General features: G+C 69.5%; 11 protein-coding genes. 7 read left to right on the top strand and 4 right to left on the bottom strand.

Annotated elements, in window-relative coordinates:
- Positions 1-101 precede the first annotated feature (101 nt).
- Both edd and zwf read left to right on the top strand, forming a co-directional pair.
- On the top strand, positions 102-1,913 hold the full coding sequence (gene edd, locus RGI145_RS16360) for a phosphogluconate dehydratase (RefSeq protein WP_075799187.1): 1,812 nt from the start codon (positions 102-104) through the stop codon (positions 1,911-1,913).
- A gap of 35 nt (positions 1,914-1,948) precedes the next feature.
- Positions 1,949-3,412 carry a glucose-6-phosphate dehydrogenase gene (zwf, locus tag RGI145_RS16355; protein WP_075799186.1) on the top strand — a complete coding sequence of 488 codons (1,464 nt, stop codon included), beginning with the start codon at positions 1,949-1,951 and terminating at the stop codon, positions 3,410-3,412.
- 21 nt (positions 3,413-3,433) lie between these two features.
- On the opposite strand, the gene RGI145_RS16350 is transcribed toward zwf, so the two are convergent.
- A complete protein-coding gene (locus RGI145_RS16350; protein ID WP_075799185.1) occupies positions 3,434-4,108 on the bottom strand; it encodes a GntR family transcriptional regulator in 675 nt (224 codons plus the stop codon).
- A 176-nt stretch (positions 4,109-4,284) separates the two neighbouring features.
- Here RGI145_RS16350 and RGI145_RS16345 point away from each other — a divergent pair, with 176 nt between their 5' ends.
- The 3 genes from RGI145_RS16345 (at position 4,285) to RGI145_RS16335 (ending at position 7,177) form a co-directional block, all read left to right on the top strand.
- Complete coding sequence (locus RGI145_RS16345; RefSeq protein WP_075799184.1) at positions 4,285-5,127, top strand: fumarylacetoacetate hydrolase family protein; 843 nt, start codon at positions 4,285-4,287, stop codon at positions 5,125-5,127.
- A 183-nt stretch (positions 5,128-5,310) separates the two neighbouring features.
- A complete protein-coding gene (gene kdgT / locus RGI145_RS16340) occupies positions 5,311-6,324 on the top strand; it encodes a 2-keto-3-deoxygluconate transporter (RefSeq protein WP_075799183.1) in 1,014 nt (337 codons plus the stop codon).
- 121 nt (positions 6,325-6,445) lie between these two features.
- Complete coding sequence (locus RGI145_RS16335) at positions 6,446-7,177, top strand: SDR family oxidoreductase (protein WP_075799182.1); 732 nt, start codon at positions 6,446-6,448, stop codon at positions 7,175-7,177.
- 387 nt (positions 7,178-7,564) lie between these two features.
- On the opposite strand, the gene hrcA is transcribed toward RGI145_RS16335, so the two are convergent.
- Positions 7,565-8,611 (bottom strand): heat-inducible transcriptional repressor HrcA, encoded by a 1,047-nt coding sequence (gene hrcA / locus RGI145_RS16330; RefSeq protein ID WP_019460825.1) that lies wholly within the window; start codon positions 8,609-8,611, stop codon positions 7,565-7,567.
- A 530-nt stretch (positions 8,612-9,141) separates the two neighbouring features.
- Here hrcA and aspT point away from each other — a divergent pair.
- Together aspT and RGI145_RS16320 are read left to right on the top strand one after the other, a co-directional pair.
- Entirely contained in the window at positions 9,142-10,833 is a 1,692-nt protein-coding gene (gene aspT / locus RGI145_RS16325; RefSeq protein ID WP_075799181.1) for an aspartate-alanine antiporter, read from the top strand.
- Between the two features lie 42 nt (positions 10,834-10,875).
- Positions 10,876-12,615: a bifunctional aspartate transaminase/aspartate 4-decarboxylase gene (locus RGI145_RS16320; protein ID WP_075799180.1), complete on the top strand. Its 1,740-nt coding sequence runs from the start codon at positions 10,876-10,878 to the stop codon at positions 12,613-12,615.
- A gap of 471 nt (positions 12,616-13,086) precedes the next feature.
- Here the strand turns inward: RGI145_RS16320 and RGI145_RS16315 are convergent, their stop codons facing one another.
- Complete coding sequence (locus RGI145_RS16315) at positions 13,087-15,057, bottom strand: putative bifunctional diguanylate cyclase/phosphodiesterase (protein WP_075799179.1); 1,971 nt, start codon at positions 15,055-15,057, stop codon at positions 13,087-13,089.
- On the bottom strand, positions 15,050-15,628 hold the full coding sequence (locus RGI145_RS16310; RefSeq protein WP_075799178.1) for a heme NO-binding domain-containing protein: 579 nt from the start codon (positions 15,626-15,628) through the stop codon (positions 15,050-15,052). The genes RGI145_RS16315 and RGI145_RS16310 overlap by 8 nt, the downstream gene beginning before the upstream one ends.
- Positions 15,629-15,717 lie beyond the last annotated feature (89 nt).

The raw sequence follows: 15,717 nt of genomic DNA, 5'->3' as shown, positions 1-15,717 counted from the left end.
GCAAGGGGCCGCCCTTTCCCGTATTCGGCTCCGCACAATCGGCTTGCGGCATCGCCGAACAATGCTCAGGTTGCGGGCGGGGTTCCGATGGGTTGAGAACAATGTCGTTGCAGGCCAGGATCGGCGAAGTCACCGAACGCATCGTGGAGCGCAGCCGCCCGGCGCGCGCCCGCTATCTGGAACGGATCGAGGCCGCTGCCGCGAAGGCGCCGCGCAAGGCGCTCGGCTGCGCCAACCAGGCGCATGCCTTCGCCGCCTGTGGCGCGGCCGACAAGGACCGCCTCTACGGCAGCGACGCGCCCAATCTCGGCATCGTCACCGCCTATAACGACATGCTCTCGGCGCACCAGCCCTATGAGCGCTTCCCCGAGCTGATCCGCGAGACCGCGCGCGCCGCCGGGGCCACGGCGCAGGTCGCGGGTGGCGTGCCCGCCATGTGCGACGGCGTCACGCAGGGCGAGGCGGGGATGGAGCTCTCGCTTTTCTCGCGCGACGTCATCGCGCTCGCCACCGCCGTCGCGTTGTCGCACCAGACCTTCGACGCCGCCGTCTATCTCGGCATCTGCGACAAGATCGTGCCGGGGCTGGTGATCGGCGCGCTGTCCTTCGGGCATCTGCCGGGCGTCTTCATCCCCGCCGGGCCGATGACCTCCGGCCTGCCGAACGACGAGAAGACGCGGATCCGCCAGCTCTTCGCCGAGGGCAAGGTGGGGCGCGAGGCGCTGCTGGAGGCGGAGACGCGCTCCTATCACGGTCCCGGCACCTGCACCTTCTACGGCACCGCCAACACCAACCAGATGCTCATGGAGATCATGGGCCTGCACCTGCCGGGGGCCAGCTTCGTCAACCCCGGCACCACGCTGCGCGACGCGCTGACGAAGGAGGCCGTGCGCCGCGCGCTGGCCATCACCGCCTCCGGCAACGCGTTCATGCCGGTCGGCCGCATCCTGGACGAGCGCGCCTTCGTCAACGGCATGGTCGGGCTGCACGCGACCGGCGGGTCCACCAACCACACCATCCATCTCGTCGCCATGGCCGCCGCCGCCGGAATCTCGCTGCGCTGGGACGATTTCGCCGATCTGGCGGAGGTGACGCCGCTGCTCTGCCGCGTCTATCCCAGCGGCAAGGCGGATGTGAACCAGTTCCACGCCGCTGGAGGCATGGGCTTCGTGATCCGCGAGCTGCTCGATGCCGGGCTGCTGCACGAGGACGTGAACACCGTCTGGGGCACCGGCCTGCGCGGCTATGTCGCCGATCCCGGCGTCGCCGAGGACGGCACGCTCACCTGGCGCGACGTGCCGGCGGACAGTGCCGATCCGAAGATCATCAGCAAGGCGACGGCGCCCTTCCAGCCGACCGGCGGGCTGCGCGTGCTGGAGGGCGATCTCGGCCGCGCCGTGATCAAGACCTCCGCCGTGGCCGAGGAGCGCCATGTCATCGAGGCTCCCGCCCGCGTCTTCCACGACCAGTCCGAATTGCAGACGGCCTTCAGGAAGGGGGAGCTGAACGGCGATGTCGTGGCCGTGGTGCGCTTCCAGGGCCCCAAGGCCAACGGGATGCCGGAGCTGCACAAGCTGATGCCGCCGCTCGGCGTGTTGCAGGACCGTGGGCACCGTGTCGCCCTGGTCACCGACGGGCGCCTTTCCGGTGCTTCCGGCAAGGTGCCCGCCGCGATCCATGTCACGCCCGAGGCCGCCGAGGGCGGCGATATCGGCAAGATCCGCGATGGCGACATCGTCCGCGTCGATGCCGTGGCCGGGCGGCTGGAGGTGAAGGTGGCGCCGGAGGAATGGGCCGCCCGCGGCCATGCCGAGGCCGATCTCTCGCACTATCACAGCGGCGTGGGGCGCGAGCTGTTCACCGCCTTCCGTGCCAGCGTCGGCTCCGCCGAGAGCGGAGCCAGCGTCTTCTGACCGTCACCGCCAGGAAAGAGCCCCGAGAGACCGTGATGGCCAAGATCGTTCCCGTCCCGCAGTTCGACTATGTCGTCTTCGGCGCCACCGGCGACCTGACGATGCGCAAGCTGCTGCCCTCGCTCTACCACCGCTTCCGCGACCGGCAGTTCGACGACACTTGCCGCATCGTCGCCGCCGCGCGCACCGAACTCTCCGACGATGGCTACCGCGCCCGCGCCGAGGAGGGTCTGCGGCAGTTCGTGAAGGCGGATTTCGACGCCGCCACGGTGCAGGATTTCCTGCGCCTCGTCGTCTACAACCGCGTGGACGGCGCCGGCGAGGATGGCTGGCCGGAGCTGATAGGGCGGCTGGACGAACGCCCCGATGTCGTGCGCCCCTACTACCTCGCCACCTCGCCCGATCTCTACGGCCCGATCTGCCGCAACATCGAGTCCCATGGCGGCCTGACGCCGAAGTCGCGCGTGGTGCTGGAGAAGCCGATCGGCCGCGACCTCGCCTCGGCCAGGGCGATCAACGACGCGGTCGGTGCCGTGGTGCCGGAGGCGCAGCTTTTCCGCATCGACCACTATCTCGGCAAGGAGACGGTGCAGAACCTCCTGGCGCTGCGCTTCGCCAACACCATCTTCGAACGGCTCTGGAACGCGGACATGATCGACCATGTCCAGATCACCGTCGGCGAGACCGTCGGCGTGGAGGGGCGCGGCGGCTATTACGACAAGTCCGGCGCCATGCGCGACATGCTGCAGAACCACATCCTGCAACTGCTTTGCCTGCTCGCCATGGAAAGCCCCGTCTCGCTCGACGCCGACGCGGTGCGCGACGAGAAACTGAAGGTGCTGCGCGCGCTGCGCCCGCTGGTGCCGTCGGATTTCGCCGGCACGATCGTGCGGGGCCAGTACACGGCGGGCGCGGTGAACGGCCAGCCCGTCGCGGGCTACCTCGCCGATCTCGGCGACGGCGCCAGCACCACCGAGACCTTCATCGCCATGAAGGCCCATGTGAACACCTGGCGCTGGGCCAATGTCCCCTTCTACCTCCGCACGGGCAAGCGCCTGCCGCAGAAGGTCTCGGAGATCGTCATCCAGTTCCGCAGCCCGCCCTTCACCATCTTCCCCGCCGATGCCGGCCAGCTGGAGCCCAACCGCCTGCTGATCCGCCTGCAGCCGGAGGAAGGGATGCGGCTGGAGATGATGACCAAGGAGCCCGGGCCGGGCGGCCTGCACCTGCGTCCCACCGGCCTCGACATCTCCTTCGAGAAGGCCTTCAACAGCCGCTACCCGGATGCCTATGAGCGGCTGCTGATGGATGTGGTGCGTGGCAATGCCACGCTCTTCATGCGCCGCGACGAGGTCGAGGCCGCCTGGAACTGGGTCGAGCCCCTGCTGGAAAGCTGGGAGAACAAGCCCGAGACCCCGCGCCCCTATGCCGCCGGAAGCTGGGGCCCCACCGCCGCCATCGCCCTGATCGAGCGCGACGGGCGCACCTGGTACGAGTGAGGCGGGCGGAGCCGGGGGGCCTTATCCCGGCTCCTGCCGCCGGTCGAAGAACAGGCGGACCGCATCCGCCGTCCGCTGGTAGTGCTCCCGCAGCGCCTGCACCGCCTCCTCCGGCTGCCGTGCGAGCGTGGCGTCGAGGATGTCCCGGTGCTCGCGCACGACATCGCGCCTCACGCCCGGGATGCTGACCGACATGCGGCGGTAGCGTTCCGCCCGCGCCAGCAGGGCCCCGCACAGGCCAGTCAGGATCGGCGATCCGCAGGCCGAGAGAAGACTGGCGTGGAAGGCGGCGTGCTTCTGCTCCCAGTCGTCCCGCATCGCCGAGGGGATGTCGTCGCGTTCGCGCGGCAGGCGCGCCATCAGGTGGTGCGCCGCCAGCACGCGGCTTTCCCATTCCGCGTCCCCGTGCAGGATCGACAGACGGAGGGCCTCGCCTTCCAGCAGTTGCCGGTTGCGCACGATATCCATCATCTCGGCGGCGGAAACCGGTGCCACCCAGAAGCCCCGGTGGTTGTCGGCCAGGGTGAAGCCCTCCGCCGTCAGCCGGACCAGCGCCTCCCGCACCGGGGACACGCTGGTGCCGCAGAGCGCCTGGAGATCGGCGAAGCGCAGCCGCTGCCCCGGTGGCAGCGATCCGCGGCGGATCGCGTCCAGGATGGTGGCATAGGCATCGCCTGCCAGCGTGCGCGTCTCCACCCGTTCCTTTGCCTGCTGCACTCCGACGGCACCCCGTTATTTTCGAAAATCGGTGGTTCTTTCGAACCATATTGACATTTCGCAAGATCGGCGGGAAGCCTGCACCAAGGTTCCAGACTCGTGAAGAAGCGGCCGACAGGCCTGGCCAGGGGCCGCATGCCTAGGGAGACAGCGTCTTGAAGCTCGTTCGTTTCGGTTCACCCGGCGCCGAGAAGCCCGGTCTCGTCGATGCCGATGGCCGTATCCGCGACCTGTCCTCGGTGGTGCCCGACATCGCCGGCCCGGTCCTGTCGCGTGACGGCCTCGCCCGCCTGCGTGACGTCCGCGTGGCGGACCTGCCCCTGGCCCCCGAGGGGGCGCGCCTCGGCGCCTGCGTCGCCGGCACGGGCAACTTCATCGCCGTCGGGCTGAACTACGCGGACCACGCGGCCGAGAGCGGCATGGCGGTGCCCAGCGAGCCCGTCCTCTTCAACAAGGCCCCCTCCTGCATCGTCGGCCCGGACGACACCGTGCTGCTGCCGCCCGGCTCCACCAAGTCCGACTGGGAGGTGGAACTCGCCGTGGTGATCGGTGAGCGCGCCTCCTATGTCTCCGAGGCCGAGGCGCTGGACTACGTCGCCGGCTACTGCGTCTGCAACGACGTGTCGGAGCGCGAATACCAGCTTGAGCGCGGTGGGCAGTGGACCAAGGGCAAGGGCTGCCCGACCTTCGGCCCGCTCGGCCCCTGGCTGGTGACGAAGGACGAGATCGCCGATCCCCAGGACCTGCGCATGACCCTCTCCGTGAACGGTGAGACGGTGCAGGACGGCTCCACCCGCACCATGGTTTTCCAGGTGCCTTTCCTGGTCTCCTACATCTCGCGCTTCATGGCGCTGCTGCCCGGCGACGTCATCACCACCGGCACCCCGCCCGGCGTCGGCATGGGCATGAAGCCGCCCCGCTACCTGCGCGACGGCGATACGATGCAGGTGGAGATCCAGGGCCTCGGCGTGCAGCGCCAGCGCGTCTCCGCCGGCTGAACCGCCTTTCCCGGGCCGGCTTGGCCGGTCCGGACTTCCCGGGAGCACCCGCACGGCGCCCCGGCTCCTGTCACCCATACAACCCCGGCCACCGGTCCAGAGAAGGGCGGGGCCACGGGCGGAGGGCGAGGCCCATGGGCCGGGAACCCTCGCCCCGCAATCAGGAAGCGTGAGGGTACGTCCATGAGAATCAAGGATACGATCGACCGGATCCCCGGCGGTCTGATGTTGATGCCGCTGCTGCTCGGCGCGCTGTGCAAGACCTTCGCCCCCGGTGCCCCGCTCTACTTCAAGGGCTTCACCCAGGGCATCATGACGGGCGTGATCCCGATCCTGGCCGTGTGGTTCTTCTGCATGGGCGCCTCGATCAAGCTCTCCGCCACCGGCACGGTGCTGCGCAAGTCCGGCACTCTGGTGCTCACCAAGCTGGTCGCCGCCTGGATCATCACCCTCGTCGCCTCGATGTTCATCCCGGCCGAGGGTATCCAGACGGGCTTCTTCGCCGGCCTCTCCATCCTGGCCATCGTCTGCGCCATGGATATGACGAATGGCGGCCTCTACGCCTCGCTCATGCAGAGCTACGGCACGAAGGAGGAAGCCGGCGCCTTCGTCCTCACCTCCATCGAATCCGGCCCGCTGATGAGCATGATCATCCTCGGCGCCTCGGGCGCCGCGCATTTCGAGCCGCAGATCTTCGTCGGCGCCGTGCTGCCCTTCCTGGTCGGCTTCGCCCTCGGCAATCTCGACCCCAAGCTGCGCGCCTTCTTCGCGCCCGGCGGCCAGTTGATGATCCCCTTCTTCGCCTTCTCGCTGGGCAACACGATCGACCTGAACACGCTGCTCTCGCCGCTGGCGGGCCTCGGCGTGGTGCTCGCCCTGGCGGTCATCGTGCTGACCGGCATCCCGCTGATCCTGGCCGACCGGATCATCGGCGGCGGCACGGGCACCGCCGGCATCGCCGCCTCCTCCACCGCCGGCGCCGCCGCGGCCAACCCGCTGGCCATCGCCGCCGTCGCCCCGCAGTTCATGCCGGTGGCCCAGACCGCCACGGTGCTGGTGGCGATCTGCATCATCGTCACCTCCCTGGTGGTGCCGATCATCACCGGCCTCTGGTACCGACGGTTCGGCCAGGGCATGGCGGAGCGGGCGCGGGCGGACGATCCGATGCCCGCACTGCACATGCATCCGGCGGACTGAGCGCGGCCGCCCTTCGCCCCGGCATGACCCCCGCGAGGGCCATGCCATGAAAGAGACGGGAGCCCGCCCCACGCCGCCGAAAGGCGGGCGGGCTCCGAAGCACCCGAGCGGGAGACGACACATGACCCTCAGTCTGGACGGCAGGATTGCCGTGATCACCGGCGCGGCGCAGGGCATCGGCCGCGCCACGGCGGAACTCTTCGCCCGCGCGGGCGCGAAGGTCGTCGCCACCGATGTCAACGCGGCGAGGCTGGAGGAGCTGGAAGGCCCCGGCATCGAGCGCCGCGTGCTGAACGTGCTCGACGATGCCGCCGTGCGTCAGGCCATGGCCGAGATCGGCCGCGTGGACGTGCTGTTCAATTGCGCCGGCGTCGTGCATGGCGGCACGATCCTGGAGATGCCGGACGCGGATCTCGACTTCGCCCTGGACCTGAACGTGAAGGCCCTGGTCCGCACCAGCCGTGCCGTGCTGCCGGGCATGCTGGAGCGCGGCGACGGCTGCATCATCAACATGTCCTCGGTGGCCTCCAGCGTGAAGGGCGTGCCCAACCGCTTCGCCTACCAGACCAGCAAGGCCGCCGTGGTCGGCCTCACCAAGTCCATCGCCGCCGACTATGTGACGCGTGGCATCCGCTGCAACGCCATCTGCCCCGGCACGGTGGAAAGCCCCTCGCTGCAGCAGCGCCTCGCCGCCGGGGGCGACTACGAGGGGGCCCGCGCCGCCTTCATCGCCCGTCAGCCGATCGGCCGGATCGGCCAGCCCGAGGAGATCGCCGACCTCGCCCTCTATCTGGCCACCGCCACCTACACCACCGGCCAGATCCACGTCATCGACGGCGGCTGGACGATGTAGGATCGGCGGCGCGTCACTTCGGGCGTTGCGCTTCCCGGGGGAAAGGCGCTGCCTTTCGCCCCGGACCCCCTATCCGCCAGGACCCTGCGGGCCCTGGACCCCGTTCGTTGGTGTTTGTTGCGGCTGGATCGCGTCGGAGAGCCATGCTCTCCGGCGACTGCCGGTGCCGCCAGCGCGGAAATGGTGATTTTCTTCTTCGGGGGCCCCGCTGATCCACCTGTTCCCAGGGATCGGGCCGCAGCCTGACGGTCATCACAGGCGCCAACTCAAGCCCGGGGTCCGGGGACCGGCTTCGGTCCCCGGCGGAGTGGGGGCCGGGGGCGAGGCGGAGCCTTGCCCCCGGGGCTGGACGCAGGCACTCGGGGCAGAGGGCCGGGCCGGATCCCTTCAGCCCAGCAGGCGCCCGATCACGCCGGCGGTGTAGTCCACCACCGGGATGATCCGGCGGTAGTTGATCCGCGTTGGTCCGACCACGCCGACCGCGCCGACGATGCGCTCCTGGGAGTTGCGGAAGGGCGCCACGATCATCGAGACACCGGAGGCATCGAAGAGCCCGCTTTCCGCGCCGATGAAGATCTGCACGCCCTCGCCGCGCTGCACCAGCTCCAGCAGGCGCAGCATGGTTTCCTGCGCCTCCAACTGGTCGAACAGTGCCTGGATTTCCCCGATCTTCTGCGTCTGGTCCAGGTTCTCCAGCAGCCGTGACTGCCCGCGCAGGATCAGGGAGCCGCCGCCGCCGCCGGACCAGATGCCGAGGCCGGATTCGACCACCTGCGCCGTCAGCTCGTCGAGCGCGCTGCGGTTCGCCGTGATCTCGCGGTTCACCTCTTCGCGCGTTTCGTCCAGCGTGCGGCCGTTCAGCCGGTGGTTCAGGTAGTTGGTCGCCTGGGTGAGCGAGCCGGTCGGCAGGCCGGCCGGCACCTCGATCACCCGGTTCTCCACCTGCCCGTTCTCGCTCACCAGGATCACCAGCGCCCGGCCGGGGCCCAGCGCCACGAACTCGATATGCCGCACCGGGCTGTTGGTCTTGGGCGCGACGACCAGACCCGCCGCCCCGGCCAAGCCGGACAGCATCCGCCCCGCCTCGCCCAGCGTGTCGTGCAGCGAGCGTCCGGAGGCGGCACAGCGCGCGGTGATGGCCTCACGCTCCTGCTCGGTCAGTTGGCCGAATTCCAGAAGGCCGTCCACGAAGAGGCGCAGGCCCCGTTCGGTGGGCAGCCGCCCGGCGCTGGTATGCGGGGCGAAGAGCAGGCCGGCCTCTTCCAGATCCGCCATCACGTTGCGGATGGTGGCCGGGGAGAGGGCATGCGGCAGGCGGCGCGACAGGGTGCGCGAGCCCACCGGCTCCCCGGTTTCCACGTAGAGTTCCACGATCTGGCGCAGGACCGCGGCCCCGCGGCCATCCAGCGCCTTTTCGAGATTGCTTGAGATCATGCCTTCCAGGTCCCGGTACGCCCGGCTCGCGGTGGACATGTCCCAGCAGGCAGCAAGAAGTGTTCCAGCACGTCAGGGAAGGTAGGTTTGCCCCCCCGCCGGGTCAATCGCTGCCTCCACCTGATTGAAGCGCGGCGGGTTCGTCCGGGCTCGCTGGGATTTGACCTGTTGCCGGAACGATTGCGCGCTGCTGGGCTCGTGGCGTCAATACGTTGCTTTCCAACCGGAAATACCGGCGTCGCCAGGACCGCGCGGAGGCCGGCCCGCCGGGGCAGGGACCCGCCACACGGCCCGGACACCGGGAGGTGAGTTGGCGGGCGTCGCGATGCCCTCATGATCCGCCCAGCCAGGTCGCGGAACGAGCTCCCGAGCCCGCCGCCCGGCTTGTGCCGCCGGCGGGAGACGGCGTGGCGTGCGGTGCTCTCCTTTCCGGTGCCCATCCGGGCACCGGCCCTTCCCGTGGCCGGCAAGGATCATCCCCGGGGATGGCCCTGTCCCGAGACCAGATCCAGGCCAGGAGCCCTGAGCCGATGTGGACATGGTTCGTCGAAACGCTCCGGACCTATCCGGAGATCGCCGTCTTCCTTTCCCTGGCGATCGGCTACTATGTCGGGGCGTTCAGCATCCGGGGCATCGGCCTCGGCGCCGTCACCGCGACGCTGCTCGCCGCGATCCTGATCGGCCAGCTCGGCATCACCGTCTCGGCCAATGTGAAGTCCATCTTCTTCCTGCTGTTCCTTTTCGCCATCGGCTATGGCGTCGGGCCGCAATTCGTCCGTGGCATCGCCAAGGATGGCGTGCCGCAGGCGGTCTTCTCGGCCGTGGTCTGCCTGCTCTGCCTCGGCGCCGCCTGGCTCGCCGCCCGCATCGCCGGTTACGACCTGGGTTTCGCCGCGGGGCTCTTCGCCGGTTCGCAGACCATCTCCGCTTCGCTCGGCCTCGCCACGGACGCGGTGAACCGGCTGGGCCTGCCGCCGGAACAGACCAGGCCGCTGCTGGATGCCATGCCGGTCGCCTATGCCGTCACCTATATCTACGGCACCATCGGCTCCGCCCTGATCCTGGCGCTGCTGGGACCGAAGCTGCTGGGCTTCGACCTGGAGGCCGCCTGCAAGGCCTATGAGGCCCGCATGGGCGGCAGGCCGGAGCCTGGCGGAGAGGGCAGCGCCTGGCACCACTTCGTGCTGCGCGCCTATCGCCTGGAGCCGGGCATGCCGGTGGTCGGAAGGACCGCCGCCGAGGCCGAGGCCAGCTATCCCCAGGCCCGCCTCTTCGTGGAACGCCTGCGCCGTGACGGGAAGATCCTGGAGGCCAAGGGGGGCACGGTGCTGCAGGCGGGCGACGTCGTCGCCGTGTCCGGGCCGCGCGGCGTGCTGGTCGATCTCCTCGGCCACCGGGCCACGGAGGTGGACGATCCGGAACTGCTGAGCATCCCGATGGAGGGCGTGGACGTCCTCGTCACGCGGAAGGCGGTGGACAACAAGACCCTGGCGGAACTCAGCCACGAGCCCCCGGCGCATGGCGTCTTCCTGCGCCGCATCCGCCGCGGTGCCACCGGCACCGAGATCCCGATCCTCCCCGCCACGCGGATCCATCGCGGCGACGTCCTGACGCTGGTCGGCCGCACCCAGGAGATCGCGGCCTCGGCCCAGGCCCTCGGCCATGCCGACCAGCGCGGCAACGCCACGGATGTCGCCTTCATCGGCGCCGCCATCGTCCTCGGCACCCTGGCCGGCGCGCTGGTCTGGCGCGTCGGCGCCGTGCCGCTCACCCTTTCCACCGCCGGGGGGGCGCTGATTTCCGGCCTGTTCTTCGGCTGGCTCCGCTCGATCCATCCGACCTTCGGCCGCATTCCGCCCGCCACGGTCTGGTTCATGAACTCGGTCGGGCTGAACGTCTTCATCGCCGTGGTGGGCATCAGCGCCGGCCCCGGCTTCGTCGCCGGCGTGCGGGAGCTGGGGATCAGCCTCTTCCTCTGGGGCATCTTCGCCACCTCGGTGCCGCTGATCCTGGCGCTCTATATCGGCAAGTACGTCTTCCGCTTCGACGACGCGCTGGTCCTCGGCTGCTGCGCCGGGGCGCGCACCACCACCGCCGCGCTCGGCATGATCACCGACCGCGCGAAGAGCCAGATCCCGGCCCTCGGCTACACCGTCACCTATGCCGTCGGGAACACGCTGCTGACCATCTGGGGCATGGTCATCATCATGCTGCTCGCCTGACGCCCCCGCACCCCATCCTCCTTGCCCGTCAGGGGACATCCCATGGCCCAGATCGACTATGCCCGCCTCGCGCAGCTCAGCCCCTTCGAGCTGAAGGACACGCTGATCGGCCTCGCTTCCAGCCAGGCCAGCCGCACCATGCTCAATGCCGGGCGCGGCAACCCGAACTTCCTCGCCACCCTGCCGCGACAGGCCTTCTTCGCCCTGGGCCGCTTCGCGGTGGAGGAATCGGAGATGTCCTTCTCCTACATGCCCGAGGGCGTGGGCGGCCTGCCGCATCTGGAGGGCATCACCGCCCGCTTCGAGAGCTTCGTCGCCCGCCACCACGACGATCCGGGCACCGCCTTCCTGCGCCGCGCCGTTTCTTATGTGCGCGACCAGATCGGCTTGCCGGAGCCGGAATTCGTCCACGAGATCACGGAGGCCATTCTCGGCTGCGAATACCCCGTGCCGCCGCGCATGCTGAAACTGACCGAGAAGGTGGTGCGCGAATACATCGTGAAGGAGATGGTGGGCGGCCTGCTTTCCTCCGCCGATGTCGATCTCTTCGCGGTGGAAGGCGGCACCGCCGCCATGACCTATATCTTCAATTCGCTGCGCGAGAACCGGCTGATCGCGCCCGGCGACAAGGTCGCCATCGGCATGCCGGTCTTCACCCCCTATATCGAGATTCCGGAGCTCGCCGACTATCAGCTCGTCGAGGTGCCGGTGAATGCCGATCCGGAGATGGGCTGGCAGTTCCCGCAGGCGGAGCTGGACAAGCTCGCCGATCCGGCTGTGAAGGTCTTCTTCGTCACCAATCCCAGCAACCCGCCCTCGGTGAAGATCGATGCGAAGGGGCTGGAGGCCATCGCCGCCATTGTCGCGGAGAAGCGGCCGGACCTGATTATCCTCACCGACGATGTCTATGGCACCTTCGCCGACGATTTCGAATCCCTCTTCGCCCGATGCCCGCGCAACACCGCGCTGGTCTATTCCTTCTCCAAGTATTTCGGCGCCACCGGCTGGCGGCTGGGCGTGATCGCCATGCACCGCGACAACATGCTGGACCGCGCCCTGGCCGGGTTGCCGGAGGAGGACAGGAAGGCGCTCGACGAGCGCTACCGCAGCCTCACCCCGGAGCCGCGCAAGCTCGCCTTTCTCGACCGGCTGGTGGCGGACAGCCGCAGCGTCGCGCTGAACCACACGGCGGGGCTTTCCACCCCACAGCAGGTGCAGATGCTGCTTTTCTCGCTTTTCGCGCTGATGGACGGCAAGGACAGCTACAAGGCCGCGCTGAAGAAGGTCATCCGCAGCCGCAAGAAGGCGCTCTATCGTGAACTCGGCGTGCCGATCGACGACGATGTCAATTCGGTGGACTACTACACGTTGATCGACCTGGAGAGGGTGACGCTCGGACTCTATGGCCGCGACTTCGCGGACTGGGTGCGGGACACGCAGAACCCGACCGAGATCCTGTTCCGCGTCGCCGCCGAGACCGGCATCGTCCTGCTGCCCGGCAAGGGCTTCGGCGCTCCGCATCCCTCGGGCCGTGCCTCCCTGGCCAATCTGAACGAGTACCAGTACGCCGCCATCGGCCGGTCGCTGCGCGGCCTCGCGGCCGAAATGCACGAGGCCTTCCTGAAATCCGGTGGACGGCGCGAGGCCGCCCCCCAGGTCGCCCCCCAGGTCGCCCCCCAGGTCGCCCCCCAGGTCGCCCCCCTGGCCGCTCCGATCGCCGGGACCCGGACATCCCAGGAGGAAGGCGGAAAGCAGGGAGGGGTGGCCAAAGGTTCCGGCTGACACGGCCTCATGCCGTGTTGCCGGGAGCCGGAAGGCCCCGGCGATGGCATGGACCCTTTCCGGCGCGAGGCCGCCCTACCAGTGCCCCCCGATCCGTCGGCGGGACGCGTGGCCCGGGGGAAGGCTCCGCCTTGCCCCCGATACCCCCATCCGCCAGGACGCTGCGCGCCCTGGACCCCATTCGTTGGCTCGTGCTGACGCCGGATCGCGCCGGAGAGCATGGCTCTCCGGCGACGGCCGTCGCCACGCGAGCGGACAGGGTGTTCTTCCTCTTTTCCGGTGCTGTCGTATCCGTCCGTGCCGAAGGATCGGCGTTTCAGGCTGACGGTTGCCGCCAGTGCCAGCTCACCGGGTCCAGGGCGCGCAGCGTCCTGGCGGAGAGGGGGTTCCGGGGGAGAGGCGGAGCCTTTCCCCCGGGGCTGGCCGGGGCGCGCGGCGCGCTCCGTAGGGAGGTGCGTTCCGCCGGTTGGATCAGACCCCGCCCGGCATGGCCGCCCGGTTCCGCCCATGCTGCCGGGAGTGGCTTTCCCACATCTCCCGCGCTCCGATCTCCCGCAGCATCCGGGGGATCATCGCCGGGATATCGCCGCCGGACATGGGCCTGCTGTAGAGGTAGCCCTGTGCGTACTGCACGCCCATTGCCCGCAGCGCCTCTTCCTCGGCCTCCGTCTCGATGCCCTCGGCCACGAGTTCCAGCCCCAGGGTTCGCCCCAGGGCGCAGATCGTGCCGGTGATCGCGCACTTGTCCGACAGCGCGTTGATATCGGTGACGAAGCTGCGGTCGATCTTCAGGATGTCCACCGGCAGCCGCCGCAGATAGCTCAGCGAGGAATAGCCCGTCCCGAAATCGTCCAGCGCCACGCGGACCCCGAGCGCGCGCACCGCGTTCAGGCTTTCCAGCGCCATGTCCAGGTCCTCGACCAGCACCGTCTCGGTGACTTCGACCTTCAGGCAGGAGGCCGGCAGCCCATGCCGCCTCAGCGCCGTCGCGAGGTCGCGGGGCAGATGCGGGTCGGCGATCTGCGCGGCGGCGAGGTTCACGCTCATGGTCGCCCGCCCGTCCACCAGCCCCTGCCGGCGCCACTCGGCCAGCCGGGCCAGCGCCTGTTCCAGGATCTGCGCGCCGAGTGCGGCGATCAGCCCGGTCCGCTCGGCGACGGGGATGAACTCCGCCGGCGACACGGCCGTGCCATCCTCCGCCCGCATCCGCGCCAGTGCCTCGAACCCGGCCAGGGTTCCATCGAGGAGGTGGATGAGCGGCTGGAAGAAGGCTTCCACCCGGGTATGGTCCAGTGCCTCGCGCAGCCGCACCTCGTCGGCCAGGTCCTTCTCGCTCTGCCGGCGCTGCGCCGGATCGTAAACGGCGATGCGTTCGCGCCGCCGCCCCTCGCGCGCATGCCGCAACGCGGTCCAGGCGGCGGAGAGGATGGCATCCGCCTCGTGGCCTGTCATGTCCCGCAGCGGCACCACTCCGGCCCGGGGGGAAAGCCAGCGCCTCTCGGCGCCGCCCGGCTGGATCGGCTCCTCGCAGAGCCGGGTCAGGATCGTCTCCGTCAGCGCCAGTGCTTCCGTCGCGCCGCCGGGCAGGATCACGCCCACGGACTTGCCGGGCAGCAGCGCCATCGGCACGGCCAGCGGCAGGCACTGTGTGAGCCGTTGCAGCAGGAGGCGGAGGAATTCCCGGGTCTGTGCCGGTGCCAGGGCCTCCGCCAGTTGCGCCTGCCCGTCGAAGCCCAGCAGCACGAGCGTGGCATCCCGCCCCTCCTCCTGCATCTCGGCGAGGCGGTCGAGCAGGAACTGCTCGTTGGGCTGGCCCGTCGCGGGGTCGAGGTGCCGCCGCAGGGTGATGTCCGTCTGGGTGCCGGCCAGCATCAGAGGCTCGCCGCGCTGGTCGCGGCGGCAGACGCCGCGGCAGAGCATCCAGCGGGAGGTGCCGTCGGCGGAGCGCATGCGGTACTCGGCCTCCACATGCGGCAAGAGCCCTTCGAGGTGGCGGCGGATCGCATCGTGCAGCCCGGCCCGGTCATGGCTGTGCACATGGTCGAACCAGACGGAGACGGAATTGCCCTCCGTGGGCAGCCCGGCCAGCCCGCTGATGGCCAGCCAGCGCGCCGAGAGGGCCAGTGTCTGCCCCGCGATGTCCCAGACCCAGACCCCGTCATTGGAGCCTTCCAGGATGAGGCTGAGCTGCGCGGTCCGCTGCGCCACCAGATGCTCCAGGTTCTCCTGGACCTCCCGCTGGGCGGCGAGGGCGCGGCGCACGTTGTCCAGCAGGAAGTTGACCATCATGGACAGCTTCTGGACCGAGACTTCTTCGGACTCGCAACTCACATGGAGGTCGAAATTGCCGTCCACCGTGAGCGAGAGCTGGTCCGCGATATGCGAGACATCCGCCGCGAGGGTTTCGGTGTCGCGGGATGCAGCCTCCGGCCGGCTATTCATGGGCGGTGGCCATCATGGGGAAGGAGAGGCGGAAGACGCATCCCGAGCCGCCGTCGCGGTGCTGGCAGCGCAGTTCGGTCAGGGTCAGCGTCTCTCCGAATTCCCGCGCCGCGCCATGCGCCAGGGCCTGGTAGAGGTCGCAGAGCTGGCTGGGGGACTGGTAGGACACGACGAGGTCGCCGCGCTCGCCATCCTCGATGTGGAACTTGTCCTTGACGTCGCGCCGCTCCTCCGGGCTGCGCAGACCGGCGGCGATGCTGACATGGATGGCGGCCTGCCGCCGCAGGAAGCCCCGTGCCCCGCCCGGCAGGGAGAAGAAGCCGGGGAACAGCGTCTTCGCCCGTTCCAGGAAGGCCGTGGCATAGGCTTCGATCAGCGCGGGCCGGCTCAGGCCCGTGGTCGCGATGGCCGCTTCCAGCAGGTGCTCGAACTCGCCATCCGCGTAGTTGCGGTCGATCCGGAACCTGGTGTCGGGGGGAAGGTTCGCCAGGACGAGTGTGTCCCGCAGCAGGGTTTCCCCGCCTTTTTCATGCAGGAGGTCCACTAGGACGGATTGTATCAGGCCGATCAAGCACGCGTTCTCCCGCGGCAGCCCCGGGGCAGGCCGGATCGGGATCGATCCTTACCCCAGGGGCGGCCCATGCCCTGATGTTCCGTCGG

The sequence above is a fragment of the Roseomonas gilardii genome, assembly GCF_001941945.1.
Taxonomy (GTDB): Bacteria; Pseudomonadota; Alphaproteobacteria; order Acetobacterales; family Acetobacteraceae; genus Roseomonas.
The sequence above is the reverse complement of the archived record's forward strand: the minus strand, read 5'-3'. Positions and strand labels throughout refer to the sequence as shown.